20 protein-coding genes are annotated in these 25,568 nt (G+C 61.7%); 3 read left to right on the top strand and 17 right to left on the bottom strand.

Annotated features, from left to right (window positions below):
* Window positions 1-59: 59 nt before the first annotated feature.
* Window positions 60-2,657 carry a CLIPPER-2 domain-containing protein gene (locus ACZ5G6_RS01190; RefSeq protein WP_498688844.1) on the bottom strand — a complete coding sequence of 866 codons (2,598 nt, stop codon included), beginning with the start codon at window positions 2,655-2,657 and terminating at the stop codon, window positions 60-62.
* Window positions 2,658-2,777: 120 nt separating this feature from the next.
* Here ACZ5G6_RS01190 and ACZ5G6_RS01185 point away from each other — a divergent pair, with 120 nt between their 5' ends.
* Window positions 2,778-3,665: a hypothetical protein gene (locus ACZ5G6_RS01185; RefSeq protein ID WP_498688842.1), complete on the top strand. Its 888-nt coding sequence runs from the start codon at window positions 2,778-2,780 to the stop codon at window positions 3,663-3,665.
* A 181-nt stretch (window positions 3,666-3,846) separates the two neighbouring features.
* On the opposite strand, the gene ACZ5G6_RS01180 is transcribed toward ACZ5G6_RS01185, so the two are convergent.
* The 10 genes from ACZ5G6_RS01180 to ACZ5G6_RS01135 form a co-directional block, all read right to left on the bottom strand.
* On the bottom strand, window positions 3,847-5,688 hold the full coding sequence (locus ACZ5G6_RS01180; protein WP_498688840.1) for an IucA/IucC family protein: 1,842 nt from the start codon (window positions 5,686-5,688) through the stop codon (window positions 3,847-3,849).
* Complete coding sequence (locus ACZ5G6_RS01175; protein ID WP_498688838.1) at window positions 5,685-6,275, bottom strand: GNAT family N-acetyltransferase; 591 nt, start codon at window positions 6,273-6,275, stop codon at window positions 5,685-5,687. Before ACZ5G6_RS01175 ends, ACZ5G6_RS01180 begins: the two co-directional genes overlap by 4 nt.
* Window positions 6,272-7,615: a lysine N(6)-hydroxylase/L-ornithine N(5)-oxygenase family protein gene (locus ACZ5G6_RS01170; RefSeq protein ID WP_498688836.1), complete on the bottom strand. Its 1,344-nt coding sequence runs from the start codon at window positions 7,613-7,615 to the stop codon at window positions 6,272-6,274. The genes ACZ5G6_RS01175 and ACZ5G6_RS01170 overlap by 4 nt, the downstream gene beginning before the upstream one ends.
* Entirely contained in the window at window positions 7,612-9,174 is a 1,563-nt protein-coding gene (locus tag ACZ5G6_RS01165; RefSeq protein ID WP_498688834.1) for a pyridoxal phosphate-dependent decarboxylase family protein, read from the bottom strand. Before ACZ5G6_RS01165 ends, ACZ5G6_RS01170 begins: the two co-directional genes overlap by 4 nt.
* Before the next feature lie 178 nt (window positions 9,175-9,352).
* The gene (locus ACZ5G6_RS01160) at window positions 9,353-12,034 is read right to left on the bottom strand and encodes a CLIPPER-2 domain-containing protein (RefSeq protein ID WP_498688832.1); all 2,682 of its coding nucleotides are present in this window, start codon (window positions 12,032-12,034) and stop codon (window positions 9,353-9,355) included.
* Window positions 12,035-12,236: 202 nt separating this feature from the next.
* On the bottom strand, window positions 12,237-13,814 hold the full coding sequence (locus ACZ5G6_RS01155; protein ID WP_223935388.1) for a sigma-70 family RNA polymerase sigma factor: 1,578 nt from the start codon (window positions 13,812-13,814) through the stop codon (window positions 12,237-12,239).
* 170 nt (window positions 13,815-13,984) lie between these two features.
* Complete coding sequence (locus ACZ5G6_RS01150) at window positions 13,985-14,341, bottom strand: GNAT family N-acetyltransferase (RefSeq protein WP_223935387.1); 357 nt, start codon at window positions 14,339-14,341, stop codon at window positions 13,985-13,987.
* A complete protein-coding gene (locus tag ACZ5G6_RS01145) occupies window positions 14,338-15,735 on the bottom strand; it encodes an acyltransferase family protein (RefSeq protein WP_498688830.1) in 1,398 nt (465 codons plus the stop codon). Before ACZ5G6_RS01145 ends, ACZ5G6_RS01150 begins: the two co-directional genes overlap by 4 nt.
* Before the next feature lie 90 nt (window positions 15,736-15,825).
* On the bottom strand, window positions 15,826-17,037 hold the full coding sequence (locus ACZ5G6_RS01140) for a M20 family metallopeptidase (protein WP_223935385.1): 1,212 nt from the start codon (window positions 17,035-17,037) through the stop codon (window positions 15,826-15,828).
* Complete coding sequence (locus tag ACZ5G6_RS01135; RefSeq protein ID WP_498688827.1) at window positions 17,034-18,452, bottom strand: MFS transporter; 1,419 nt, start codon at window positions 18,450-18,452, stop codon at window positions 17,034-17,036. Before ACZ5G6_RS01135 ends, ACZ5G6_RS01140 begins: the two co-directional genes overlap by 4 nt.
* A gap of 142 nt (window positions 18,453-18,594) precedes the next feature.
* Between ACZ5G6_RS01135 and ACZ5G6_RS01130 the strand changes: the two genes are divergently transcribed.
* Entirely contained in the window at window positions 18,595-19,692 is a 1,098-nt protein-coding gene (locus tag ACZ5G6_RS01130; protein ID WP_498688825.1) for an Lrp/AsnC family transcriptional regulator, read from the top strand.
* Here the strand turns inward: ACZ5G6_RS01130 and ACZ5G6_RS01125 are convergent.
* Complete coding sequence (locus ACZ5G6_RS01125; RefSeq protein ID WP_498688822.1) at window positions 19,613-20,188, bottom strand: MarR family winged helix-turn-helix transcriptional regulator; 576 nt, start codon at window positions 20,186-20,188, stop codon at window positions 19,613-19,615. The genes ACZ5G6_RS01130 and ACZ5G6_RS01125 overlap by 80 nt on opposite strands.
* Window positions 20,189-20,392: 204 nt before the next feature.
* Here ACZ5G6_RS01125 and ACZ5G6_RS01120 point away from each other — a divergent pair, with 204 nt between their 5' ends.
* On the top strand, window positions 20,393-20,911 hold the full coding sequence (locus ACZ5G6_RS01120) for a cupin domain-containing protein (RefSeq protein WP_498688819.1): 519 nt from the start codon (window positions 20,393-20,395) through the stop codon (window positions 20,909-20,911).
* A gap of 161 nt (window positions 20,912-21,072) precedes the next feature.
* Here ACZ5G6_RS01120 and ACZ5G6_RS01115 read toward each other — a convergent pair whose 3' ends face one another.
* From ACZ5G6_RS01115 to ACZ5G6_RS01095, 5 genes are read right to left on the bottom strand one after another with little or no spacing between them, the layout of a single operon-like run.
* Window positions 21,073-22,170: a Rieske 2Fe-2S domain-containing protein gene (locus ACZ5G6_RS01115; RefSeq protein WP_498688817.1), complete on the bottom strand. Its 1,098-nt coding sequence runs from the start codon at window positions 22,168-22,170 to the stop codon at window positions 21,073-21,075.
* Between the two features lie 3 nt (window positions 22,171-22,173).
* Window positions 22,174-22,392: a recombinase-like helix-turn-helix domain-containing protein gene (locus ACZ5G6_RS01110; protein WP_223935379.1), complete on the bottom strand. Its 219-nt coding sequence runs from the start codon at window positions 22,390-22,392 to the stop codon at window positions 22,174-22,176.
* Window positions 22,385-23,011, bottom strand: coding sequence for an alpha/beta fold hydrolase (locus ACZ5G6_RS01105; protein ID WP_498688814.1), 627 nt, complete (start codon window positions 23,009-23,011; stop codon window positions 22,385-22,387). Before ACZ5G6_RS01105 ends, ACZ5G6_RS01110 begins: the two co-directional genes overlap by 8 nt.
* Window positions 23,012-24,697, bottom strand: coding sequence for a thiamine pyrophosphate-binding protein (locus ACZ5G6_RS01100; protein WP_498688813.1), 1,686 nt, complete (start codon window positions 24,695-24,697; stop codon window positions 23,012-23,014).
* 55 nt (window positions 24,698-24,752) lie between these two features.
* Window positions 24,753-25,541 carry an SDR family oxidoreductase gene (locus ACZ5G6_RS01095; protein WP_498688812.1) on the bottom strand — a complete coding sequence of 263 codons (789 nt, stop codon included), beginning with the start codon at window positions 25,539-25,541 and terminating at the stop codon, window positions 24,753-24,755.
* Between the last annotated feature and the right edge of the window lie 27 nt (window positions 25,542-25,568).

The raw sequence follows: 25,568 nt of genomic DNA, 5'->3' as shown, positions 1-25,568 counted from the left end.
AAATGAACATTTACTGACCCGGCCCGCAATACTCACGGGGGCTCGGGGGAACTCTTCTTTTAGGTAGTAATGGACTCGCGCCGGCGGCGGTTGCCGGCCGTTGACAGTGCGAGGGCGCCCAGCAGCAGGACGGATCCGGCCGTGGTGAACGGCCACCAGCCGATACCGCCGGACTCGGGAAGCTGAAGCGCCGGCACGTCCCGGACTGTGAGCAGGAAGATCCCATCGCCGTCGGCGTCGGTGCTGGTCACTACTCCGCCGCCAGCGCCTTGGCCCAGGGACACGGCACCGTTCGCTGCGATGGTGAACTGCACGGGCTCGGCCAGCAGGCTGAACCCGTCCGGCGCTGCGGTTTCTTCGAGCCAGTACGTTCCTGCCTGGATTCCCTCGAGCTGGAACCGGCCTGTTTGCCCGCTCACAGCGGTGACGGCTGGGCTGGCCAGCACGGCACCGGGTGCGCCGTTGTTATCGGTATGCACGGCCCACGTGGAGCCCGCCATCGGAACCCACGTACCGCCCGAGGACTCGCCGATCTTCTCGATCAGCACCTTGCCCGGGGTGTGATGCGTCGTGGTGCAGTCAGGTCCCGGCCCTGCCGAGCTTGGCGCGCAGGTCTGCGGTGGCGTGGTAGTTGCTGTGCCCGTCACCACGTTGACAAGCTGTGCGTTCCACGCGCCCGTTTTGACCACCACGCTGTACTTCAGGGTGGCTGTCTGACCGGCAGGCAGCGTGAACGCGGCGGTGCTCAGCAACGTGGACGGCGGCACAGGATCGGCCACAGCCACAGGTGATCCCGTACCAATCACCAGGGTCGCTGAACCGGGCACGAACGTCGCGTCATCCAGGACCTGTGCCAGGTTGTCCTTGAGCACGACCCCGGTGATGGTGCCGCTGATGCTGGTGGCCGTCACGGTGTACACGATGGTCTGCCCCGGGGTGACGGACCCGTTCGCAGGAACTGACCCGTTGACGGTGGCGCTCTTTTTGATCTTCCACGCCGGAGGCGCCGTGACCTGGGCATCATCGGTTGCCGTGACGGGCAAGCCAAGGGGCGGGTTCCCGGTGACCTTCGCCGTGTTGGTCAGTAACCCCGTGGTGACGTCCGGCTGAGTGACCACATACGTTGCGGTGGCAGTCACCGACTGTCCGGGCAAAAGGACCCCGGGAAGGCCAGGCCAAGTGTAGGAAAGGGCGGACATGGTGCCGGTTCCGGAGAATTGGGTCTCGGTGATGACCACCGAGGTGAGCGTCACGTTTCCCGTATTCTTCGCCACGAACGTGTAGGTTGCGGTTTCACCGGCCACCAGCGTGGTCTTGTCCACTGTCTTGACCAGCGTGATCGCCGGAGCAGCCGCAGGAGCAACAGTGAAAACGTAATCCTCCACCTCACCGGAATCGGAGGCACCGATCGGGACCTGGACCTGGGCGGTGGTGTAGCCGATCCGGAACCGCGCATACGTCGTCCCAGCAGTCACCCCCGCAGGGACCGTCGTCCAGGTCAGGGTGGCGGTCGTGGCGCCCGCAGCGAACGTGGCGCAAGCCCGCTCGGCGGTGTTATTGAAAATCCCGTCCTTATTGAAATCAATCCAGCCACAGGTCGTTCCGGCTTTGCTGGCCCCACTGATCGCCACGGTGGTTGAGTAGCTGGTAGCACCCTGTGTCATGGGCGCCAGAACCACGCCGTCGTCCATCAGGTCCTGGGCCGCCGTCGCACCCGCATTCGGCGACGCAGTGCCATTGGCCACCTGAGCGTTATCCTCAGTCACGTTCGCCCCAAGGGCCACATCCGAAAGAACAGCCCGGGCAGCATTGCTCTGATCGTACGAAGCAGGCGCGTCACCGAAATCCTGCGGGACAGTCATCGCCATCAGAAAGTTGTCGGCGTTATGGCCGGAGTCCTGTGGGTCGTTGATCGTGTTGGGCGGCATAGTGCTGGTGGTTTGGGTGAAGATGGCGCTGATGTTGAACGTCAGGGACGTGACAATGCCGTTGATCCGGACGGAGCCGCACGCTGCCGTAGCCACTGCGTCATGCTGAGGAGGCGTGCCACCGTTAACATTCGTGTCGCAGCGAACGCCAGTGTTGTCGTTAGTGGCAGTGATCGAATTTCCCACTACAGCCAGGTTTCCACCCGAAAGCCGGGTCATGGACAAACCTGTCGTTGCCATGTCCAGCACGACGTGGAGTTCGGACTGTTGGTCGACCGTGCCGTTTTTGCCAATATCAAGCCATGAAGTGGCCCCGATTCCGGCAACGTTGAGCACAGGATTCCGAACGGGCTGACTGAACGCGATAGTGACGGTCCCCAAGCCGCTGCACGGACCGATTGCCGCGCAATTATTGATTGCGTTGGTTGCGAATTCAACAGCCGGGGCCCCGGTTCCGACGTTTTGTGAGAAATCAGAGGCCACATATCCACGGCTGCCCATCGTTGTCTGCCCCACGAGGTCGGTATAACCCGACTGGTCAAAGGTGGCGGTCAGACCAGATCCAGGCATTGAAAGTGTGGCGACGCCACCTCCGACGTTCGCCGAGGAGGTCGCGATCTGGTAAGCCTGAGCTGGCGTGCCAAAACCGACCGCCCCGCATGAAAGCCCTCCCAGGACCACCATTAACGCGGCAACGAACGCCGTAATCTTCCCAACCGGATACTTCAAGGGGTTCCTTCCAAAGAACAGTGACCCGGCCGACCCCGCAACCGACGAGCAAAACATTTACATCAAGAGAGACCATCCATTTGCGTCCGGCAGGGTTGGTCTCCAGTCAATGAGTGCGGCGTGGGAAAAGTTCATGCCGCAAAAAGCGAAAACTTTTTCTGGCGCGCGGACGGAACGATGCCGAGCGAGACGGGTGTCCAGTATTTGGACCAAATTGCGTCACGACTTCCACATCCCTGGCACTCATTGGACATGGAAGATCAACTCGCTCACTTGAGAATCGAAAGCAGATCCTTACAGCTCCGTGGGCGCTGGCAGGAACGGAGTCAGCAATCAGGATGGCTATTTCCCGGTGACTGGCTTGTTCCTGAAGTCGAGGACATGCTGAAGGCCCAAGCGGAGGGTGGTGAGCTGCAAATGTCTGCCAAAAATCTTGGGGCGTCCCGCGCCTATCACGGCGTTGGAGTCCGCGAAACCATGCAGGATCTCAGTGCCTTTTTTGAAGCGGCAGGCGTGCCTGCTGATGACGACTCCATGCGGGATCTCGTCGAGGGATGGGCGACGGAAAATGAACGACTTGAGCCGTTCTCCTGCACCGACGTCTATACCGGGCTTGCCACCATGGCGCACTTCGAACGGCTGATCCATGAAATATCGCTCGGCCGCAGCGCCCGGCGGAGAAGCCACACGATAGCAACCCTGCACCTCGGATGGTCTGAAGGCGGCAAGCTGCTCACCTGGGACAAGTTGGCCGAAATGGGACAGATATGCCGAGGGGAACTTGCGGCAGTGGATGCCACCGCCGCCTATCATCGCGGAAGCATTCACACCATGATGACCCGCAAGCGGGAGAGCTACGAGGCATTGTTCCGCTGTCTGCAACTCATCGACGGGCTACACCTGGGCGTTGGGCAGCGAACACTCGTGGAGTTTTTGGATTTTCCCACGTCGCGCGCTGAGTGCGACCGGGCAATCGCAGGCCTCCGATACAGACGGTCAGCCTGGTAAAAGGAAACGCCACGGAATAAGGAAATGCCGTGAAGCCGCGTCCTTTTCCGCAACACGATTCAGCGGCAACTCGTACTACATAGGCGTGGCAGCTGCCTGGGGTCGGATCAGGCAGCCAGTCACGAGGAGGCGCCACCGGATGAAGCAATTTTTCCCGGCGGCGCCTCCGCCAATTTTCCGCTTAAGCGAACTTTGCCAGGGGGTTGGCCAGGCGACCAGCCATCTGCAATCCCCCAGAGGGATCCGAGATATCGAGCATCTGCTGGTTGTTCCGCAACTGCAGCCGATTAAGGCAGGACAACTGGAAGTCCGGAGCGAACAGATCATGCATGGCGAACTGGTCCGCTAGTTCCGGGTGGCGTTCCTGATATTCCCGAACCACGGCAGCGGCAGTCCCCCAGAACTCGTCTTCCCGCAGCGTCCCGTCCTCCACAAGGATGGCCCCAAGGAAACGGAAGATGCAGTCGAATACGTCGGTGAAGATCGCGAGGACCATTTCTTCGGCAGGAATCTGGGCCTTGACGCGGGAGACTTCCTCGGGCAACTCGAGCCGGTCTCCCATCACCACGATTTCCTCAGCGATATCCTTCATGATCGCGCGGACGGGTACACCGTCTTCCAGGATCAGGATGACATTCTCGCCGTGAGGCATGAATGCAAGCTCATACTCGTAGAGGCAGTGGATCAACGGAACGAGGTAGGCCTCAAAGTAGCGGCGCAGCCACTCCGTGGGAGCCAACCCTGAGCGCTGAATCAGGGATGAGACCAGGGATGCCCCGGAGGAATCCACATGCAACAAGGACGCCATGGTGGCCAGCTGCTGGCCGTCTTCAAGCAGCGGGAGGGGACTTTCCCTCCACAGAGCCGAGAGCATCTTCCGGTAAGGCGAGCCCTTGGCCGAAGCAGCCTCGTAGTATTGGTTGTGGTAGCCGATAGCCGCCGTTTCACGGATCATGGCCAGGCCCCGGTCCTGGAGCTCCTGGTCATTGCCGATCAGTTCCTGCAGCCAGTCATTAATGGCCGGCGTTGCCTTCATATACTGCGGAGACAAGCCGCGCATGAAGCCCATGTTCAGCACGGACATGGCCGTTTTGACGTACGCCTTCTCTGGTGAGGTGGTGTTGAAGAACGTACGGATGGACTGCTGCGCCTGGTAGGAGTCCTTGCCGCTGCCCAGGTTCACGATGTGGCGCTGGGCGATTTCTGCCGCGAATGTCACCGTGAGCTTGTTGTCCCATTGCCAAGGGTGCACCGGCATGAACAGGTAGTCCTCAGGATCAAGGCCGGAAGCGCACAGTTCCGCAGTGAACCATGCCAGAGTTGCGGGTCCGAGTTCGGCCTCAAAGTGAGTCCGGTAATCCAGCCCTGCCCTTGACGTATAAACGGCCTTGCTGCGATGCACAGCGATCCACTGAAGCTTCACCACAGCACCGGTTTCCGGCGCGAACGCATGGTAATCGGCAATGCCAAAACCCAACCGGCCATTGTTGGCAACGAAGCACGGATGGCCCTCGGTCATGCTGTGCTCGATCGCCTGGAAATCGACCGCCGGGTCCATGCCGCGGGTGATGCCCGCCGCCAACTCGGCAGAGCTAAATGGTTTGCCTTGCTTGTACGCGTTGCTGGCCAGCGTGCTGCTGATTTCCTCAAGGTAGACCGGCAGCATTTCTTGTCGAATGGCCAACTCTTCACGGAATTCGGTGATGAAGTCCAGGGCATCAAGCGGCAGCTCTTCACCCTCGCGCAGCCGGGCGATGGACTCAGCAGCCACGGAAAAATGTTCAAGCTGCAAGAGTCGCGCACGGAAGCGGTACTCAACGGTGGCGTCGTTGCTGACCACCTTGTAGAGCCCGACGCCGTCGCCCTCCTCACGGATCAGCTCCGGCACCAGGATCCGCTCGTGGGAGAACTCGGCGATCGCCTTGCGGACCAAGTGCCTGTTGGCGGCCGCCCAGCGCTCAGGAGTCAGGTGGGAGACAGGTTCGGCTACGTCGTGGAGGGTGGCTTCAGCGGTAGTGGTCACAGGGATTCTCCTCTGGTCGCCGCGGCAGTCGCGGCCAGAACTGGGGTCAGGGTGGCGAGGAAATCCTCGCGTGTGCAGAAGCTCAGGAGCCCCTGCTTGTGGTCTTCGGCAGGATCGACGGCGGGAAGGGTCACCACGCCGTGCGGGCGGAAGCCCACCTTCTCGTTGAGGACATGGATCTTGTGGTTGCGGGCGTCAGGCTCGACGACGATCCGCTGGGTTGCGGGATCATGGAACAGTTCCGTCATGACGGACTGCATGACGGCGGTGGTGTAACCGGGCTGCGGTTTGCCACTGGGCGGAGACACCAGGAGGTGCATACCCACATCACCGGTCTGGACCTCGTAGACGTCCGCCAACGGCGAGGACTCGGGGCGGTACCGCTCCATCAGGAAAGCGGGGACGCCGTCGTCGAGCCCCAGGAACGCTTGGTGATAGCCGGACTCGGCGATCCTCGAGTACTCCTCCACAACGTCCTGCTCGGTGGCCGACACCATTCCCCAGAACCGGGCGTACTCCTGGCTCACCCAGCTGTGGAGGGTAGGTGCGTCCGCGAGGGGATCCACCGGCCGAAACGTGAAGCTCATACGGTTGCCCCCACGGTGTTCGGAACCGTTGAGGGAACGGGGGCGGGCGCGCCAAACTGCTGGAACGCGATACTCCGCTCGATCGGGTAAATCTCGCTGCCGGTGATTTCCCGCAGGATGCAGGAGTTGCGGTAGGCGGCCATGCCAAGGTCCGGCGTGACGAAACCGTGGGTGTGAAGCTCTGCATTCTGGACGAAGATTTCGCCGGGTTCGACGCCGGTTCCATAGTTGCGCTCGACGTCGAAGCGGCCCTTGGCGTCGCGGCGGATCCGGTCCTGGATGCCCGCAAGGAAGGCGGGTTCTTTATACGTGTAGCCGGTGGCCAGAATCACGGCTTCGGACTCCAACGCGTAGCTCTGGCCGTGTTCCTCGTGGTGCAGCTGGAGGGCATGCGTGCCTGTGGCGGCATTCCATTCTGCAGCGGTGAGCGACGAGTGAGTATGCAGCTGGGTGTCCACCATGCCGGAGAGGCTCTTGGTGTAAAGGAGATCGTAGATGTCGTCAATCAGGTCCGAGTTGATGCCCTTGTACAGGTTCTTCTGGCTCTTGATCAGCGAATCCCGCTGCTCGCCCGGGAGTGAGTGGAAGTAGTCAACGTACTCCGGGGACGTCATCTCGAGCGTCAGCTTGGTGTACTCCAATGGAAAGAAGCGGCCCGAGCGAGTCACCCAGTTGAGCTTGTAGCCGTACACGTCGATTTCCTGCAGGAGTTCGTAGTAGAGCTCCGCGGCACTCTGGCCGCTACCGACGATAGTGATGCTGCGCTTGGATTGCAGCTCACTCTTCCTCGACAGGTACTCGGCATTGTGGAGGACAACTCCCCCGCCTTCCACAATCCCCGCACAGGAGTCCGGAACGTACGGCGAGGTGCCTGTGCCCAGAACGAGCTTGCGGGCTCGAAGCAACTCAGCGCCTCCAGGACCTTGCACCGAAAGCCGGTACACGCCGTCGTCGTACGTCACATCCAGCACATCCGTGCTAAAACGAACCGACTCCAACTGGCCGGCCACCCACTGGCAGTACTGGTTGTATTCCGCGCGCAGCGGGTAGAAGTTTTCCCGGATGTAGAAGCGGTACAAGCGTCCGGTCTGCTTGAGGAAGTTCAAAAACGAGTACGGCGACGTCGGATCGGCCAGGGTCACCAGGTCTGCCATGAACGGGACCTGCAGGTGCGCAGGCTCCAGCATCATCCCCGGGTGCCAGTCGAAAGAGTCGCGACGGTCCAGGAACACACAGTCCAGGCCTTCCACGGGTTCGCTCAGCGCGGCGAGGCCAAGGTTAAAGGGCCCGACGCCGATGCCCGCGACGTCGTAAATCCTGCTGTTGCCTGAGGTGCTCACGCTGCAGCCTCCGTGGTGGCCGAAAGCAGGCTAGCGCCTGTCCGGCGGATAAGTTCGATGATTTCCTGGATATCCCTCAGGGAGGCCTCGGCGTTGAGGAGGGTGAATTTGAGGTAGTGGCGGCCAGCCACCTTGGTACCGGCAACCACGGCTTCGCCTGAAGCAAAGATCGCTGCGCGGATGGCAGGGTTGAGGACGTCTGCGGCGTCCTCGTCCAATGCCACGCCGTCAACGGTCGGGCGATAGCGGAACACCAAAGTGCTCAGCTGGGGTGGGGCAGCAAGCTCAAACTCAGCGTCGTCGGACAGCAGGGCGCCGACCCTGCCAGCGAGGTCGATCGCTTCGTCGAACAGCGCACCAATGGCATCGGCGCCCATGATGCGCAGGGTGAGCCACAGCTTGAGGGCGTCGAAGCGGCGGGTGGTCTGAATGCTCTTGTCCACCTGGTTGGGAATTTTGGCCTTCGCGGCGCTCTCCGGGTTCAGGTAGTCCGCGTAGTAGGTGACGTGGTGCATCATGGAGCCGTTGCGGACCACGACTGCACTGGAGCTGACGGGTTGGAAGAAGGTCTTGTGGAAGTCGACGGTGACGGAGTCGGCAAGGTGGATACCGTTCAGGAGGTGCCGGTGGCGGCCGGACACGATCAAACCCCCACCGTAGGCACCGTCCACGTGCAGCCAGGAATCATAGGCGCGCACCAAGGCCGCCAGCTCGGAAAGCGGGTCGACCGAACCGAAGTCGGTAGTTCCGGCCGTGGCCACGACCGCCATCGGTATCAGACCGGCGTCGTGCGCTTCCGCCAAAGCAGCCGCGAGCGCCATGGGGTCCATGCTGCGGTCGTCAGCGGTGGGCACGGAGATCACGGCGTCGAAACCGAGCCCGAGCATGGAAGCGGACTTCTGGATGCTGAAGTGGCTGTCTGCGGATGTGAAAATCCGGAGACGGTCAAGGAGGTGCGGCAGGCGCGCGTCGCCATTCGTGGCACGCAGCTTGGTGACAGCGTGGTTTCGCGCGATCAGTAGCGCCTGGAAATTGGACTGGCTCCCACCCGATGTGAAGACGCCATCGGCGGTGGTATCAAAACCGATCCGCTCGGCAGTCCAACCGATGAGGCGCCGCTCGATCATTGTGGCGCCGGCACTCTGGTCCCACGTGTCCATGGAGGAATTCACGGCCGAGAGCACGGCTTCACCAACCAGCGCGGGAATGACCACCGGGCAGTTCAAGTGTGCCGCGTAACGGGCATCGTGGAAGTAGATGGCGTCCTTGAGGTAGAGCTCGTCAAGCTCCTCAAGGGCAGCAGCAGTATCCGGCAGCGGACGTTCGAGATCGATGGCCCCAACCTTGGCCTTCAGTTCTGCATGCGCGACGCCGGTGAACGGCCGGGCCGTTCGCTGGACTTTGGTGGAGACCGCGTTTACTCCCTGAAGAACCTGCGCCACATAGCTGGGCGAATTTCGTGCGTTGAACAGCTGGTTGGTGGCAGCGAGGGCCAGCTCCACCTTGGACCCAAAGTCCTGCTCCTGAGCGATCCGCTCTTCGACACTTGGTGACGTCACGTCAGCTTCCTTCCATTACGTTGGGCGCTAGTTAGCAAAGGCAAGCCTTACTTAGGCTTGCCTTTTAGTCAAACTTTTGTGTCCTATTTCGGCATCGACGAACACGGGAATGCGCTGCCGTGCTGCTCACGGCGGCCCTCCTCTTCTGGCACGCCGTGCAGTGGCAACGTAGGCGCGGCTAATCCACAGAGAGCTTTCGACGCCCGAACAGGAGGAGGACGAGACCGGAAAGGATGAGGGCAGCAACCGGCAGGACGGAGAACGTGACTCCCGTGTTGGGCAACGTTCCAACTGATGAATTGCCACTCGTCACCGACTCGCTTGGCTGAACCGACTCGCTTGGCTGTTTCGGATTGGGCCTCAGGGAGGCCTGTTGTCCTGGTTGCGCAGCTATCCGCAGGAAAGCCTCTACGGCCTCCTTCTGCCCCGTGGGCGGGAAAGCCACTGCGGTTATGGCACGATCCGTTGTTACCAGCCCACCCGCCGAAGACGTCGCCGCAGCTGTTGCCGCGTTAGTGATGTTGCCAGCTTTGATGTCCCACCATGTGAGCTTGTAGGTTGCCGAAGCCGTCACCGTTTCACCAGGCAGCAATTCACCGGCGACGCCCGGCCACACGTAAGCCAGTGGCCCGACTCCCGGCACTTGATCCTCCACGGAAACGTCCATGAGGGCGACGTTTCCGACGTTCTTCGCAGCGAAGTTATACGTGATGACTTCGCCCGCCCGGGCAGGATCGCCCACTGCAAAGGCATCTGCAGTGGTCGAGAATTCAAGGCGTGCATCCGGTGATAACCGTGTATCTGAAGCCACGGGCAAGGAGGCCATGAGGCGGCCCGTTCCCGCAACGCCGGCGAGTGTAGCGGAGTTGGCGACCTGACCGGCGTCGAGGTTTGCTTGGGTGACTCTGTACGCAGCAACCGCGGTCAGTGTTTGACCTGGTAGCAGTTGGCCGGGGACCCCGGGCCACGAATATGCCAACGCCGAGAGCCCGGCCAGGGTGTTGTTGATGGCAACGTCCGTCAACGCCACGTTGCCACTGTTTTTCGCCGCAAAGCTGTACTGGATCACATCACCTACCTGCGCTGGGGATTGGACAGCCGTGGCATCAGCGTTGTGAGTAAACCCGAGGCCAGGAAGGGGAGCAGCGGCGCCAGTCAGAATGCACTCAATGTCTGCGCCGGCGACGGGCGTTAGTGCAAACGGCCGGTCAATCGCAGCGCCAGCAGGCAAGCCGGGCTGCAGGCCAGCGGCGTCCGTACAGGTGATGCTCTGGTGGTAATTGGACGGGATTCCTCCCGCTTCCGTGAGGTAGTAGGTAGTGCCCACGTCGGCCACAGTGTGCCCCGTAACACCAGTACCAGCGACAATGAATGCCACAGATCCTACGGTGGTGGATCTTGTTGTGGCATTAACCACGGGCCCGGTAGGAGACCCAGCGCGAATCTCCATAGTGAATTGGTCGGAGCCCACAGCTCGCGCGGTGGTCAGCGCTTTGCTCAGCGCTATCCGGGGAGCCCGGACCACCAGGGAATCCGGTGCGGGAGCGTTCAAGTTGGTCGCAATATCCCCGGATGCGCTGGCATACGTGCCCTCCGCGGCGGCAGTAACATCCACCATAACGGTGCACGAGGCCTGGCCTGCACGGAGGTCGCCGCCGGAGATCGAAAGACTACGGCTCCCCGCATCTGCCAAGCGAGTGAACGGGCTGGTTCCCGGATCCTGAACGCACGTTCCACCGATGTTGGGAGCGGCCGCGACGGCCAGTCCTGGCGGAAGCATCTGATTGATTGACCAGTCATGCTTCGCGTTGAGCTCGCTGGAATTGGTGACCGTGAGGGTGAGGGTGGAAATCTCGCCGGGGCCAACCAACGAGGGCGTGAAGGATTGCTTCAATTGCGGAGTGACGTCAACCAGGCGCACATCATCAAAGGCGCCGTCGTTCCCGTTGGTGGCGCCATTGTTATTCCACATTTCCAGCCCCAGGGAATTGCCAGTGGCCAGGACTGCCGTGTTGGACGTCATCGAGTTGATGTTGACGGTCCTGGTGACCGTTCCCTGGGTTCCGCCGACATCGCTGGTGACTTGTTGCTGGAATGAGTCAACATTGGGATCGTCCGAGGTTTGGCACCCGTTGAGGGGGTTCCCCATGGGCGTGGCTATCCCAGCGTTGTCAACAGTGGCGAACTGATAGGACGGATCCCCCGCTGCCGCACCGCAATTGATGTACGCCGTGTTGACGCCAAAAGTGTAATAGTGGCCCGCGGTCACAGGGATCGGGCTGGCAGTCTTGAACATCACCCCATCAGTGGGCCCTGACGGGATGGCATCGCACACCGATCCGCTTGAGCTGGTGGAGGGGCATTCCGTGTAAGAGCTGTTGACGTGGTTGGTGGCGGGCGAAGAAGGGGTGAACTGCTGGCCCATGGCCAAGGCCAGCATGCGCATGTACTGATAGCTGCGGACATCCGAGAGCTCGGCACACCGATTGTTGTTGCCGGCGGCGACCGTCCCGGACTGCGCCCAGGTGGGCGTCGTGGAATTCCGGTAGCTCAGGACGACGCCATTGCACCTCGCGGCGTCGATCCAACTTGGGGAACCTGTATACGCTTGGCCGCCCTTGCCAACGTACTGCTTTGACCCGGGCGCGGAGTAAGACTGCGCACCGAGAGCCGAGTTAGGGCTGCCGTGCTCAAAATCTTCCGAGAACACCACAGTGCCCGGCTGGGGAGCATCGGAGGCGGCGGGTGCTGAGGGCGTCGTCGCCTGCGCAGGAGAAAGTTGAAGGCCGCCCACCGCCGAAGCAGCAGTAAGGGTGGAGAGAAGTATCACCAAAGTTCTGGCCAAGAGGGAATTCTTCACGGCTGTTGCTTGTCTTTCCATCGTCCCCAAGCGCCCCAGCCTCGACTCCGAAGCGACAGCGCTTGGCGCTTCCGCTTCCAAGGAAGCCGATTCGCACAGATATTGTCAGCCTCTTAGTGTGGGCTGAGTCAGAATCGTGACGGAGAAAATCGAAAAAGTTTTGGGCATTTCTTCGAGGAGTTCCGAAGACAGCGCTCAGCGGCTAATGGAAGCCGTTGGCGAAGGACTTGGCAATGATGTGTTGGCCGGCAAACTGGTAGTTCAGAGTGCTTCCTTCGGCCGAATTTGAGATTGAAACGCCCAATTCGAATGCCAGGCTGGCAGGATCGATCGAGGCTATGGTGCAGCGGATCCGACGACTCTCCGCGGCAGGGTCTGAGCACGACCAGCCGGACGGCGCGGAGAACTTCCCCGGGATGAATGTGGCATTCTCTGACAGGCTGAAGATTGCTTCACCGGAGCCCGGTGTCCCGTCCCCCAGCAGTGAGAAGCCCACACTGATATCGCGCTCAGGTACCCCGCCTCCGGATTCCATGCCAAAGGCAGCATCGACCGTCTGCGATGCGGCAGCCATTGAAGGAGTGGCCTCTGTGGTTGAGGACACCGTTCCGGAGTTCGTGACATCCGCTGCCCGTTTGGGTGCGATTTCAGTGGATGCAGGACTCGGCGGAACCTCGATAGGCGTAAAAAGTTGCGGGAGCTGCGCCGCCGTTGGAGCTGGGGACGGGTGGGCTGGCGGCTGTGCCGTAGCCGTTGTTGGGTTGGATTCCCCGGGCGACGCGGAGGTGCCCGGGGCATCGTTGGCGTTGCTGGTTTCCGCGCCGGACTGCCCGAACCATGCAACCAGACCAAGAATCGCCACCCCTGCGGCCATTACCGCAACAACAGCCACCTTCCACACGTTGCCGAGGGATCGAACTGTTACAGCGCTCTGCCCAGTGACGCCGGACGGATTCGATGCCGCGAGCAATCCCGCAGTTGCGCCAGGAGTCAACAGGATGCCCGTCACCAAGGGGAAGAGAGCCGCCCTCATGGCACCCTGGATGTGGTTAAGTTCAAAGAGGAGCGCAGTGCACTTGGAACAGGTCTCCAGATGCGCACTGACTTTTTCGCGTGAGGTCCGTTTCAGGGCGTTCCGTGCATACTTGCCCAACTGGCCGGAATACTCCGAACACTCATCATCGGGTGCCAGCACCACGTGGTTTTGCAAATACGCCTGGCGGAGTCCCTCTCTTGCCCGGATCAGCAAAGACGACACTCCATTGGGGCTGACACCGATGAACGGCGCAGCAGCAGCCGGTTTCATCCCCTCAATGTCGACGTGCCAGAGCACCGCTTGCCAACGCTCGGGAAGCGACTTGAACGCCGCCGCCACAGCTGAGGATTCGAATTCCCTCAAGATGGGATCGGCGTCGACGACGGCGGAATCCAGGGTGGCATCATCCGGCGCGGACTGGGTAAGCCTTGCTTTCCGGTTCCGCGCATGCGCTGTCCGCTGGACCACTGTCAGCAGGTAGGCGCGAAAAAACTCCCGCGGTCCTTTGCCGCTGCTAAGAGCCTGGAACACTGATGCGAATGCCTCGGCTACGACGTCGTCGGCGTCGCTCGGGTTATCAGTATTCGCTCGCGCAACGTATTGAGCCGCCGCCAGATGCCGGCGGTACAACAAGTCGAACGCATCAGTGTCGCCTCCACGGACCGTCGCAATGATTTCCTGATCGCTGACTGGTCCAGCGGTGATGGTTCCACCGCTGGAGCCAGTATCAAAATCGCTCCCCATAGGCCCAGTGTGACAGCAAATTCCGGGATGACTTGAATCGCAGGATGCTTAGGACTATGGGCTCAAATAACTCGGAATTTCCGCGACACGATCCGGCAGGAACGTGCACTAATCAGTTGGGAGCCTTCATGAACCAGCCGCGCTCGAAACGTCGATTTGGACCCGAAACCCTACTCGTTGTCCGGTTCGCCTACAGGCTTCTCTGCAGGCCAGTCGACGTCCTGCTCATAACCCTCATGCTTCTGCAGGTACGCGGCGATGTACGGGCAATGCGGAATGATGCGCTTGCCTGACGCCACCACATCATCCAAGGCAAAGTGGGCCAATACCTTGGCCAATCCCTGGCCCTTGAACTGGGACCTAGTTTCTGTGTGCGTGAAATCGATGTGACCGGGCCTATCGATGAATTGGGAAATCACCGCCAACTCACCGTCTACGCGGAGTTCATAGCGGTGGAATTTGTCGTTGCGCACTGTTGTGACGCCAGCGCGGAAGGAGTCTGCCAATGATTCGGTGTGCTCGGTCATGATTCGAGATTGGCACGTAAACCGTGCGCTGGCAATGTGGAAAGCTTCCCCTCGCGCTTTCGTGTCCCGTCCTGTACCGGCGGCGGTAGCACCGGCGTCGGGACCCTGCCAAGCAGCAGGACCGCGAGCGCGAAGCATGCAGCTCCCCCGCCCAGAAGCGCCAGCGTCAGGCCATTGAAGGCGGCATCGGCAACCGGGATAAGGACCACGACGGCGGCAGTCACCACAGCGGTCCGCGAGGGACCCCGGGCGTGGCTGGCCGCCGTCGGACGGTTCTCAAGGCGACCAAGGAGCAAGACGACCGGCAGCAGCAGGCCGATGACTGCGAAGAAGACGAGGATGCGCGCCCACCACCATTCCGCTGTACCGGCTGCCGGTTTGGGAAACTCGGTGAGGAGCAGGAGTCCGGACATACCTACCAACAGCGGAAGGTGCCAGAGGTAGACGGTCATGGAGCGGCGGCCCGCCACGGCAATGATCGTCCGTATCCAGCGCACGGAGGCGATCCACCGTATGCCCGTGCCCAGGAGTTGGAGGGTTGCAGTCTGCGAGATGCCCAGGAGGAGCAGGCAAAGGCTGGGCGGATTGATGTTTACCACCATGTTGCCCGGATACACGCCCACGCCGGTCACCAGTCCGAGCAGAACGTTACTGACTACGATCGCCCCTACCAGCCAGGTTCTGCTGCGGTGCTCAAAAAAGCCGTCGGCCATGAGGAAGCCGAGCTGCTGGACTGCGCACCAGACAAACACCATGTTGATGAAGGCCAGCACGGGGACCGCTCCGCGCAGGGAATCAACGGTAATGATCAGCGCCACGAGTATGCCTATGGTCGGCAGTGGGGCACGTTGGTGGAGCCCGGCCATCAGCGGGATGCTGAGCTGGGCTGTGAGGTACGCAGCCAGGAACCAAAGGGGCATCGCGGCCCCCGTGGTCATCAATTGGATCACCTGTGGATCCACGCCGAGGAGCAGTGCCACCCAGAGTCCTGCCCACATGGTCCCGAGAAGGGCCATGGCCGGACGGACCAGGCGCAGCAGTCTCAGCTGGGCGAAGTCAAAGCCGGTGCCACCACGTGCCCTCAACCGTCGCCACGACTGCAACCCGGTTACGCCGCCCAGGACGAAGAACAACGGGACGATCATGAGCACCCAAACCACGGGCGTGAACCAACTTTGCTCCATGAGCGTGTTTTCCGTGGTGACTTTCCCGTCCCTGTGCAGAACGGGGCTGACCATCATGCAGTGGGCCGCGACCACCAGGAGCAGGCAGATGAAACGGACAAGGTCGATCGCTGGATCCCGCCGCACAGCCGGTTCCAGCCGCACAGCCGAAGCTCCCGGCACAGCCGTGGTCCGGCTGGCGGGAGGACGAACCGGCTTTGCCCGTTCCATGGCCCTCCCTACAAATACACGCGCCTGCGTGCTGACTCCATTGTCCGCCCGCAGCGCGGCGGGGGCCAGCCGCACTGCAGTTGGCACATGCTAAGCGCTCGTCCTGGTCAATAGCCGGCTCCGTTCCTCCGGATCCAAGGCGGTAGCGGACGCAGCGGCCGCCAGGCCAAACGCGGCGTCCAGCACAGCTTTGTCCGCGGAGGCCGAAGCGCCAAAGGCGGCGAACTCGGCCGTGTGATGGGCCGCGCCCCTCACGTCGTAGCCGACGATCGGGTGGATGCTCGGCACCAGCTGGGAGACGTTGCCCATGTCCGTGGAAGCCACTGGCTCGGCATTGAAGGAAACGTCCCTTCCGATGGCCGTCATGGCTGCCCGGTAGGCGTGGGACAGGAACGGGTCTTGGCGGAGTTCGGCGTAGTCGTTGCCGGTTGGCGTGACTTGCAGGGTGCAACCGCTGGCGTGGGCGCCTGCTTCGAGGCACCGCCGGACCTTGTCCTGGATGATGCGCAGCTTCTCGATGCTCGGAGCCCGCATCTCAACGCTCGCCCGTGCACGCTCGGGGATGACGTTGACGGCGCTTCCGCCTTCAGTGACGATCAGCGAAACGATCGACGCCGTCGGGAGCTGCTGCCTCGCCAGCGCAATGGCGGTCTGCGCGACGACTAACGCGTCCAGGGCGTTGACCCCTTCCATCGGGGCAGCAGCGGCGTGGGCCGGCCTGCCCTCGAACAACACGTCCCACATGGACATCGCCAAGGACGAACCGCCCACGACGTCTCCCCCGCCGGCGTGGACCATCATCGCCAGTGAGACGTCTTCGAAAAAGCCTTCCTCGATCAGGTTCACTTTGCCGCCGGTGGTCTCTTCCGCGGGCGTTCCGAGCACTTTGACAGTGATGCCGAGTTCGTCGGCCACCGCCGCCAGGGCCAGCGCCGCCCCCACGGCACTGGCAGCATTGACGTTGTGTCCGCAGGCGTGGCCGATGTCCGGCAGGGCGTCATACTCAACACAGAGGGCCACAACCAGTTCACCGCTTCCGTAGCTCGCGCTGAACGCGGTGGCCTGGAGTGGCTGGCGATTATCGAAGCGGAACCCGGCTGTCCGAAGCAGCCGCCTGACGCGCTTCACGGCACGGAACTCCTGGCCGCCGAGCTCCGGATCAGCGTGGATGGCGTGGCTGAGGTCCAGCAGGTCCGGTTTCCAGCGTTCTGTGGCGGCCTTCAGCGTAGCCTCGACGTCGCCTTGGGATTCGCGTACGACGCCGGCCCCGCGACTCATGCTGTTAAGTCCGGTGGCGGTCATGCGGACGCCTCGGCTTTCTCGCGCTTCGGGTAGCGGGCGCTTGCCGCGGCCGCAATCAGTGCGGCCACTGCCAGTGCTCCCCAGATGGACAGAAGCCCGGCCTCGGTGATGCGGCCGGATTCCACAGAGGCTGAGGACAGCAGCTTCACGACGGCGGCACCCACCGCGATGCCGACGGACAGGGCCAGCTCGTTGAGCCCGGCCGCCGTCGACGTTTCTTCCAGCGGAACGCCTTCCACGGACAGCGAGCGCGTGCCTGCCTGGTACATCCCCAGGCTCAGGTTGAACATCGCAAAACCCACGCAGTACCAGGACAAGGACCCGTGGGCCACGATCATGACCAGGAAGCCGCCTGCCAGCAGCAGGCCCGCAAATACCAGGGTGGCGCGTTCGCCGAATCGGCGCAGTGCCCGTGCCGTCAGCAGCGAGGAAACCAGTGAGAGAACGGAAGCCAAAGCCAGCACAATCGCGATCATCAGCGGGCTGAGCGCGAACCCATATCCGGTCTTGTCCGGGTTGGAATGCAGGAAGATGCCGTTGGTGCCGAAGTAGCTGATGGACGCGAAGCCGAAGAAGAACGTGGCCACGGAAATGGCACGGATCCGTGGATTGGCCAGCATCCGAAGGTCCATGAACCTGCCGCCATGGGCCCCGCTGTAGTCGCGCTTTGCCCAGTAGGCCAGCAGGGCGAACCCCACCAGGCCGGCAGCCAGCGTGCGGGCGTCGAGCCAGCCCCATTCAGGCGCCATGGAGAGTGCCACCACGAAACCAATCAGCCCGAGGGAACAGGCCAGAAGCGGGAGCAAAGCGATGCCCTCACGAGTGGGGACCCCGGCGTCGGGCAGTACGAAGGAACAGACGAAGGCGATGACCGCGAACGGAACGGCAACCCAGAATCCAAGCGTCGGATCGGTGACGCCGACGATTCCTGCAAGCAGCCCGCCGGCTCCCACCATGATCATGAGCATGCCGATCATGACGCTCACGCCGGTCCGGGTGTGTGCCGGGCTGCTGACGCGGAGGATTCCCATCATCAGCGGGATGAAGCCCACAACGCAGGTCAGCATGACGACGCCAACCGTCACCGTCCACAGCGACGGCCAGAGCGCCATCTGGAGCACGCCCACCGCTACGACGCCGGTGGACCAGCGTAGAACAAGCCGGTATCCATAGCTGTCGCCAAGCCTGGAAATGATCGGCGTGAGAACCGCAAAACTGACGTTGGAGATGAGGAAGATGCCGTTGATGGTGGGGTCATCAATCTCGAAGACGGGTCCCAGCGCAGGCAGTATCGGGTTCAGGTATCCCTGCGTGACTCCGCTGAGCGACTCGATCAGTGCCATTGCCAGGATCATTCCCGCGATAGTCCTGCGCGTTGTGGCCCCTGTCGCAGGAGGTGCTGTCTTGCTTGCCATGTGATTCCTTGTGGTGTTGTGCCTGTGGTCTTCGGCGGATTCGCCGGCGGTGATGCGAGTCACAACGCTAGTGTTAGCGGTTACACTGACCATGAAATTGTTGGAAAATCACTTGAGGCAGGCAATTTTGAAAGAATCAGCCATGATCTCAGAGCTTGACCTCGAAATCGTTAATGCGCTCCAGATCAATCCCCGCGCCGAATGGAGCCGCGTGGCGGACGTGCTGGAACTGTCTGGCCCCACTGTGGCACGCCGCTGGCAAGCGCTTTCGGAGCAGGGCTTGGCATGGATCACGCCGTCACCAGGCCCGCGGTATTTGAGCGCCGGGTGGTCCGCGTTCATCCAGCTATCGTCGCTGCCCAGCGAAAATGAAGCTCTGGTCCGGCAATTGTGCGCGGAACCTGCCTACGGAACCGTATCGCTGGTCTCCGGATCCCATGATTTGTTCGTGGATTGCTTCGCATCGAGCCACGAAGAACTCATGGACATCGTCACGGGATCCTTCCCGTCCCTGCCTGGCATCACGCACAGGGAGGTCGTATTCGTCACCAAGCTGTACCGGCAGGCATCCGAGTGGCGCAGCGGAACGTTGGAACCTTCACGGGCCCGGCTCATGTCGACGGAACCGCTGCCTGCGCCGGCAGCCTATTCGCCCGACACGTTGGACGCGACCCTTTTGGAAGAACTGGCTTCGGATGGGAGGGCAAGCTGGGCGGACCTTGGTGCGGCTTGCGGAGTTTCACCGCAAACCGCCCGACGCCGGGTGGAACGCGTCCTTGCCTCGGGCTACATGACGCTGAGGTGCGATACGTCCGGAGCTGCCAACCGGGGATTGCGCGAGGTCACGCTTATGCTCAATGTCCCCGCCCGCGACGTAGACGATGTGGGGCGCTACTTCGCTGCGCAGCCGAATTGCCGCCTTAGCGCCCAGGTGCTCGGCGCGCAGAACCTCGTAGTCACACTGTGGGTCCGCGACTATTTGGAAGCCCAGGCGTTTGAACGCGAGCTCGCGGAGCGTGCACCCGGGAGCTCAGTGATCTCGCGGCAAGCCGTGGTCCGGACGTACAAACGCCTTGGCCACATCCTTGACGAATCCGGGCGCAGCCGCAGCGTGGTGCCGTTGCCCCTGTGGAGGGAAACGCTGGATGGAACTCCGTCAACTAACCGTTGGCGGAAACTTCCTCAGGCGCGGGTGCAGCCTGCGAATCAAAGGCCGCAATCGATAGCTCAGCTTTCTTGAGGAGCACCGCCAGCTGCTCGACTTCCTCGGGCGTAAGTCCAGCCAGCATGTTGTGCTGCGTATCAAAGTGCTTCGAAATAACCTCGTCTATGAGCGCCTTGCCATGCTCGGTCATCTGGGCAAAGACGACGCGGCGATCCTCCCGCGACCGGACGCGCTCAATGAGGTTTTGCTCCTCCATCCGGTCCAGCCTGAAGGTGATTCCACCGGTGGTCAGCATGGAAGAATTTGCCAGTTCACCGGCAGTTTTCCTGTGCGGCGGTCCGGAGCGGCGCAGGTTGGCCAGTACATCGAAGGACGCCAAGGTGAGCCCATACGGCTCATAGATCGAGTCCTGCACGGCACGCTGTGCGGCCACTACGCGCAGCAGTCGCCCAAACACCGCGATTGCGCTGGGATCAAGGTCGGGCCGTTCGCGACGCCAGTCCTCGATGACCAATTCAACGACGTCGGATTCAGCGGCGTCGGATTCAGCGTTTGGTGTCACAGGGACCATTGGTATCCTCCTTGTTCGGTCTAAGCATCTTAACACTGAGTTTCCCAATAACATGGACTGTTTATGCCAATTTCGATACTCAGATCCTTGTGACGCCTTCCAATTTACCTTAGTATTGAGATAGTTAGAGTCGAGGGAACCGGAGCGAAGGCTCCCCACCGGCTCAACGGTCCCATCACAACAAATCCGAAGTGAGGTCCAATCATGAGTAAAGCCCTCGATGCAACGACTGCTGAGCTCGAGGAGCTGATCGATTCGTCCATCGCCTCCCTTGAGAGCCGGGTTGTCGATTTCGATACGCTCAAGTTCCAAACCAAGATGGGGGAAAAGTTCCGGCGCGGCCAGGTCCGTTACATAGGATCAGGGGCCACCGGTGACCACTCGGACGATAACAACATCCTCCAGGCAGAACATTTCACGTTCTCCAACATGGTGTTGCCCGCCGGATGCGTCGGTCCAGAACATACCCACCCGGACGTCGAAGAGGTGTTCTTCGTCCTCGAAGGGCAGGTCGAGTTCAGCGTGCATGACGTGGAAGACGGCACCAGGATGGCAAGCCGCGTGTTGGGCTACCGGGACTTGATCCGGGTTCCAGCCGGCGTTCCCCGTAGCCTGCGCACCGTCGGTGACCAGGACGCCATCATCTGCGTGATCATTGGAGCCAAAAAGCCCGAGATTCCCTTCTACCCACCCACGTCCGAGATGCATGGCGTGACGCGCTAGGGACCTCTTCAAACACGAAACCCGGGTACCGCCGATACGGCTGGTACCCGGGTTTTGTGTTTCCAGGGGGTGCTTCAGAGAAGAAGCATGGATATGCAAATAGATAGAGCCTGCGGTTCGGGATTCCCCGAGCCGCAGGCTCTACCAAATACCTTCCGACCTCAGGCGTTCCCGTCCAGGAGAATGGCAGCCTGCTTCTGGGCATCAGCCTCGTGGACCCGACGGATCCGGGCTACGCCAAGATCGTGCTGGTACAAATGCTCACCCCTGTCCGCGTCCGCGGCCAGTGCCTCAAGCAATTCACGGTCCTGTTCCAAGACCGCCCAGTGCTTCTCCTCAAGAGTGGCCTTGTACATGAAGCGCCAAACGTCCCTCTCCCAGTCTGAGACAGTCCGAGTCCGCCAGTGGAAAACAGCCGAGGTGTTTTCATCAATAGGCGTGGACATTCCGACAATGCCGAAGGACCCTCCGGGGCCTGCCGATTCCGCGTAGGGGATCTCCAGGTCCACGTAATCCATGGATTCGCGGCAGAATTCCACCCAGTCGAAGTTCTTGCCACGCTGGTCCGTCTTTTCGAAGAAGAACCCGCGATCAGTTTCACGGATGCGGAACCGGGCGCTGGTATCGCCGCCAAACATCGAGTGGGAGTCGCGGTGCAGGAACGCGCCATGCATCGGATCCAGGACATTGTCCATGTAGTAGCGCCAAGGACTAATCCATTCAGCGTAGTTTGAAAACCAGGAAATCTCCGGGTTGTCCAACCGGTCTGGAAGCTTGAACCCCGTGACCTCCGAATCTTCGGTGAGCGGCACGAAAGCAAAGATGGTGTCAGCCCCTTCCGCGACCGCCAGCGAGGCAGTAACCGTCCTGCCCTCCAGCGCGCAGCCGGGCATGCCCGGAACCGACACAACCGTCCCATGGCCATCGACCTGGACGCCGTGGTACTTGCAAGCCACGCGGTCCCCCAAGTGCTGGCCCACCGACAGCGGGGCGCTGCGGTGGGGGCAGCGGTCCTCCAACATGCGGATCTGGCCAGTGGCATCACGGAACAGCAGCCAGTCCACACCCAACCGTTTGACTTTGACCATGTCCCCCGTGCCAACAAAGCGCGAGGGGTAAATCGGGTACCAGCGATCCCTCAGTCCGGTGGCAGCGAGCTCGGCAGCATCGAGCTGGCGTCGGGTACCGACGACGTATTTCCTCTTGCCTTTGCCGGCAGCCTTGCTTCCAGCGGCAGCTGTGGCCGTTTCAGTTGTCATGTCCTACTCTCCCAGTCGTCGCATTTCAGAACGGAAACGGGCTTCATCCCAAGGCTGGCCATCGGGGGCGTTCAACCCCAGGTTGTTCAGCCCCGTGATGATCGCCGGAAGCTCATGGGTTCCACTGGCAAAGATCTCTGTCAGCGCCCCCGCCAGCTTCTGTTCGTAAGGATGAGGCGGACCCACCCGGGACTGGTTTGCTTCAAGATACTGTTCAAGCATTGGCTTCCTCCTGTGGTGAGCCGACGGCGTGCAGGCCTTCGGCGATTTTCATAAATGACTTGGTCCACTCGTTGAAGGAGTGGGGCCGGCTGTGGTGCGCTGGCGCGGGGGTGTTGTCGATGATGACAAAGACCCCATTGTCGATGCCGCCGGCAACGCTTTGAGGCTTCGAGATATCTGTGTCGCTCCGCGGCGCCGCGGCGATAACGAGCGAGGGAGCCTGCACGCGTCGGAGCGTGGTGGCGTATCCCTCAACGGTGGTGTCAACCTCGGGGTCACCTAGGATGATGCTCTTGACCTGCTCGGGGTATGTGGCAGCCAGCATTATGGCGCCATAGGCCGCCGCGCCCGTCGCCAGAATGTGCGCTGGGCCCGACGGGGACCCGCGCAGCGCCGAGGAGGCTGCGTCGACCCACATCTCCAGCTGGCGCGGTGAACTGCCGACGTCGATGGCAAGGCTGATCTGGGGTTCCCAGACACGGGCCCCAAGAGCGTCCACCTGGCTGGCAAACCATTCGCTGGCTGAAGTTCCGGCATTCAGGCACACGACGTCGTGCTGTGGCGTGGACTCCTCGGGCTCATATCCGAAGTCAGAATCAATAACCGTACTCAATGTCATCTACTCCCCTGTTCCTTTTTCGTCCCGGGTTGGAACATGCACCGGCGGCACGAATGCGCCCGGTACGGGATCGAGTGCCGTGACATCGATCTCGATTACCGCGGGCCCCCGAACCGCAAGCGCTTCGGCCAGGGCTTGATCAAAGGTCCCGGTACCTCGAACCCGCCAGAATGGCAGCTGCAGCGACTGGGCCAGCAAGTCAAAGTCGGGCGTATGCAGGTTGACGCCTGCTTCGGCAAAGCCGTTGGCTTTCTGCATGTTGCGCAGCACGCCGTAACCGGCATCGTTGAAGACCAGCACGACGCACCAGACACCCGAGCCACCCAGGGAGGCGAGTTCACCGAGGTGGACGGCCAGGCCGCCGTCCCCGGCAATAACTACCGTGGGAACATCGGGACGGGCGCAGGCAGCGCCAATGCCCATCGCCAGCCCTTGGCCGATGCCGCCTCCGAGCGGGAAAATGTTGGTTTCCCGGGAGTATATTTCGAGCAGGCGGTTGCCCCACTGGCTGGAAGGAATCGTGACATCCCGTGCGATAACGGATTCCCGGTCCAGTCGCCGTCGAACGCTGGTGCAGATTTCGGCATAACCTCCTATGTATTCAGTCAGTGCGTTCCGCACGTCCCGCCGGACGGTCCGCACCTGATCGGCCCACCCGGGTTCCACTGAATGGGTGGCCAGCTGGTTGCCGATCGCCTCCAAGATGGTCCGGGAGTCTCCCACCAAGCCCAGATCGGCCGGATAGACACGGCCCACGGCAGCAGGGTCCAGGTCCAACTGGATGTGCGGGGTGGGCAGCTTGAGCGCGTAGTGCTGGGTCTCGTTGGAACGGAAGTGCGTTCCAATGCTCAGCAGCAGGTCGGACTCCCCGATCAGCCGGATCGTACCGGGGTTGGAGGCGAAATTGCCGATCACGAGATCGTCGTCCTCCGGGACCACGCCGCGGCCGGAGTTGCTGGTCAGCAAACCAGCGCCCAAACGGTGCAGCAGATCCCGAAGCTCCTTTTCCGCGCCAGCGGCACCTCCACCGGCCCAGATCAGTGGCCTTTTGGCGCCCGCCAGAAGCTTCACAGCCTTCGCAACAGCTTCGGGCTCGTAGTCCGGCAAGGGCTTGACCTGCGCGTCGATTGGACGCTGGTCCTCCGGAAGCGCCAGATATTGCAGATCCGTGGGCCATTCGATGCTGGCGGGTGTGTGCGGCGCCGAATACAGGTGCGCGATTGCCTCCTCCAGATCGGCCTCCACGTCCTTGGCATTGAAAATCGTGCGCGCGTAGCCGGAAACCGCGTGGAGCATCTGCAGCTGGCGCGGCACCTCATGGATCACTCCGCGGGAGCTGCCCATGAATTCGCTATCGATCTGGCCTGTCACGTGCAGCACGCGGCTTCCAGCGGTGAGCGCCTCAACCATGGATCCAGCCGCATTGCCGGCTCCCGTACCGGTGCTGGTCAGGGCAACGCCGATTTTGCCCGAGGCACGGGCATAGGCATCAGCGGCGTTGACTGCTGCTGCCTCATGCCGGACGGCTACAAAGTTCAACTCACGGTCCACTGCCTCCACGAGTGGCAGGTTGTGGATGCTGATGACCCCGAAGGCCGTGTCGATGCCGTGCCTGCGCATTACCCGGACAAGGACATCGCCGCCCGTTTGCTCTCTTGGGACGGCTGCTGCTTGCGGTTCTGACATGTCTGGATCTCTTTCATGTTGAAGGTCCGGCCGGGCAGGAAGTTTCGGAGACTGCTTAGACATACCGGCCCACTCCCCCGCCGACGTCGATTGAGGCGCCCGTGGTGTAACCGCTCAGTGGCGACAGCAAGCTGACGATGTGGAACGCAACTTCCTCGGCTGTGCCGAAGCGACCCAGTTTGATCCCGCGGTCCTTGGCTATTTCCGCACTCCAAGCCTCGTAGTCCAGCTCAGTGGCGGCATTTTCGAAACGCCTGCGCCATTGGCCGGTGTCCACCAGCCCCAGCAACACCGAGTTCACGCGGGTACCGTCTTCGGCCAGGTCCTCAGCGAGGGAATGCGTAAGATTCAGCAGTCCGGCACGGGCAGCAGATGTGGCGGCCAGACGCAGCTCAGGTTGCCTGGACAGGATTGCGTTTACGTTAACCACCGAGCCATGTGCCGATGCAGCCAGGGCAGACCTGGCGGAGCGGACCATATTCAAGACGCCGAAGATCTTCAAACTGAATTCGTCCCGGATCTGTTGGTCGGTGGTTTCCTGGAGCGTGGCCATCAGGGAGCGGCCAGCGTTGCAGACGAGCCCATCAACCGTGCCAAAGCTGTCAAGCGTGCCGGCGATAAACTTGTTCGTCGCGTCCTGGTCGGTGACGTCACAGGACGCCAGGTAAACCGAGCGCCTGTCAGCCCACGAAAATTCATCGAAGGCAGCTGCCAGGCGGCCAGCGTCGCGGGCGCAGGCTGCAACCTGGGCGCCTTCGCCGAGCAGGTATCGGGCGGTGGCAAGGCCGACGCCTGAACTCGCCCCGGTAATAACGACAGTGCGGTCCTTCAATTGCAAGTCCATGTGGGCTTCTCCTTATTCAGTGGCTTT

The sequence above is a fragment of the Arthrobacter sp. TmtSoilC51 genome (assembly GCF_055388015.1).
Note: the sequence above shows the minus strand (reverse complement) of the source record. Positions and strands in the feature narration are given on the sequence as shown.

Coding starts and splice junctions, on each gene's coding strand:
- ACZ5G6_RS01150 (WP_223935387.1), bottom strand. CDS start 14,341: ATGACCGAGCACACCGAATCATTGGCAGACTCCTTCCGCGCTGGCGTC.
- ACZ5G6_RS01155 (WP_223935388.1), bottom strand. CDS start 13,814: ATGGGGAGCGATTTTGATACTGGCTCCAGCGGTGGAACCATCACCGCT.
- ACZ5G6_RS01110 (WP_223935379.1), bottom strand. CDS start 22,392: ATGCTTGAACAGTATCTTGAAGCAAACCAGTCCCGGGTGGGTCCGCCT.
- ACZ5G6_RS01140 (WP_223935385.1), bottom strand. CDS start 17,037: ATGACCGCCACCGGACTTAACAGCATGAGTCGCGGGGCCGGCGTCGTA.
- ACZ5G6_RS01095 (WP_498688812.1), bottom strand. CDS start 25,541: ATGGACTTGCAATTGAAGGACCGCACTGTCGTTATTACCGGGGCGAGT.
- ACZ5G6_RS01100 (WP_498688813.1), bottom strand. CDS start 24,697: ATGTCAGAACCGCAAGCAGCAGCCGTCCCAAGAGAGCAAACGGGCGGC.
- ACZ5G6_RS01135 (WP_498688827.1), bottom strand. CDS start 18,452: ATGGCAAGCAAGACAGCACCTCCTGCGACAGGGGCCACAACGCGCAGG.
- ACZ5G6_RS01115 (WP_498688817.1), bottom strand. CDS start 22,170: ATGACAACTGAAACGGCCACAGCTGCCGCTGGAAGCAAGGCTGCCGGC.
- ACZ5G6_RS01130 (WP_498688825.1), top strand. CDS start 18,595: ATGATCTCAGAGCTTGACCTCGAAATCGTTAATGCGCTCCAGATCAAT.
- ACZ5G6_RS01145 (WP_498688830.1), bottom strand. CDS start 15,735: ATGGAACGGGCAAAGCCGGTTCGTCCTCCCGCCAGCCGGACCACGGCT.
- ACZ5G6_RS01120 (WP_498688819.1), top strand. CDS start 20,393: ATGAGTAAAGCCCTCGATGCAACGACTGCTGAGCTCGAGGAGCTGATC.
- ACZ5G6_RS01125 (WP_498688822.1), bottom strand. CDS start 20,188: ATGGTCCCTGTGACACCAAACGCTGAATCCGACGCCGCTGAATCCGAC.
- ACZ5G6_RS01105 (WP_498688814.1), bottom strand. CDS start 23,011: ATGACATTGAGTACGGTTATTGATTCTGACTTCGGATATGAGCCCGAG.
- ACZ5G6_RS01175 (WP_498688838.1), bottom strand. CDS start 6,275: ATGAGCTTCACGTTTCGGCCGGTGGATCCCCTCGCGGACGCACCTACC.